This window comes from Ruegeria sp. AG1, from assembly GCF_056541705.1.
In genome coordinates, this window is the sequence record NZ_JBQFYU010000034.1 from 1 (window position 1) to 1,629 (window position 1,629).

Sequence of the window (1,629 nt, forward strand, 5' to 3'; positions counted from 1 at the left end):
CTCACGTCGATACCTCGCTCGTGCAGCAGATCTTCGACATTTCGAAGCGAAAGCGGGAAGCGGATGTACAACATCACCGCAAGGCGGATGATCTCGGGGCTGGTTTTAAAGTACTTGAAAGAGGCAGGTCTGGGCATTGGCAAAAGCTACGCAACCGCTCGGACCCGTTCAACCAAAGTTCTTCTTACAAGACCTCTCGAAAGTCCGGGGCCTGACGATCCGCACACTATGCCTGATGATCAGCCCCAGCCTGATCCGCTGGATGACATCTTAGATACGAGCGTGCCGCAGCAGGATAATGACGGCACGCAAACGACTAGCTGACCACCCGCACCCTGAACCTTTTGCAGGCGTACGTGCCCGCGCGTGGTCCACACACCTCCCGGAGTGTTAGGAAAAACAAAATGTGCCCGCTTGGATCCAAACGGGCACTTCTTCAGTTCTTTTGGCCCCTTATGCGATTGTGTCGTACGCGCTTGGGGCGAAAATGAAGTCGGTTTCATCCAGATCCAGGTTGAAAGCCTGCACGTAGATGCTCTGTTCTTCTCCAAGGTGAATTGTAGCACCGAACAGGGATGTTTCGATCATATCGGATAGCTCGTCGAAGCCCGAGATCCCGGCACCGGACAGATCGATTGTGTCCTGTCCTTGCTGGAACCTTAGAATTTTGTCATGCCCATCGCCCAAGTTGAAGATGAACGTGTCTGCTCCAAGACCGCCAGCCAACAGGTCATTGTCGGCCCCGCCGGTGATCATGTCATCGCCCCTGCCGCCGCTTAGGTAGTCGGCCCCTTCGTCGCCGTAGAGGCTGTCATCTCCGCGCCCTCCAAATACCTTGTCTTTCCCAAGACCCCCAAAACCGACATCGTCACCACGGCCCAGAAGGATCTTGTCATTTCCGCCATTTCCGTCGACGAAATCATTGTCTCGTCCGGTCCGAACGTAGTCTGACTGATCGCCTTTGATCAGGAAATCAACGTCATTTGAGCCGTCGGATTGCAGCAAATCTGCCGGTAGAAGAACCCCGTCCAGCACATGCGCAACGCCATTGCTGGCCGGTACGTCCGTTGCGATCAGATTCGGATCCGCGATGTCGGGATCCGCATCCACCGGCGTCGTGCCATCGACGCCAAGCGTGGCGCCATCCAGCAAGGTCTGGATCGAGGTTGCGTTCAGCACCTCATCTGAGCCCAATTCGCCGGGGGCCACGTGGTATTGCAGAACACTCTGCAAGAGTCCGATTGCATCGCCTCCATTCAGAAGTGCAAGAGCTTCTACCAGATAGTCGAACGCGCCTGCTTCATCCCCTCCCTCAAAGCCTAACGCCTGACTTAGCGCGACGAAGGCGGCATCGTTCGGAGCGAAAACGGTGAGGCTGGCATCAGGATCGTCAAGGGCTTCGACCAGGCCTGCAGCCTGAACCGCATTGAACAGGATGTCGAAATCTGTCGCATCGTCGTCGAAGACACCGCCACTTGCCGCAACGATTCCAGCAAGGGTCGGATCGGTGGGCTCGACGGGCTCATTGCCGGGAATGTCGATGGGCAGCAGGACGCGGTCGATGACCTGAATGGTGCCGTTGGAGGCCGCGATGTCCGGTGCAACGATGTTGGGGTTGTCGATATCGGG

The 1,629-nt window shown here is 56.7% G+C and carries 1 protein-coding gene and 1 pseudogene; both read right to left on the reverse strand.

From position 1 onward, the window contains the following. A pseudogene (locus tag ACR0B5_RS22845) lies at positions 1 to 137 on the reverse strand (IS6 family transposase); the annotation flags it as partial. Positions 138 to 453: 316 nt separating this feature from the next. Beyond that, on the reverse strand, positions 454 to 1,629 hold a 1,176-nt coding region (locus ACR0B5_RS22850; RefSeq protein WP_480543687.1), incomplete at its 5' end, for a fasciclin domain-containing protein.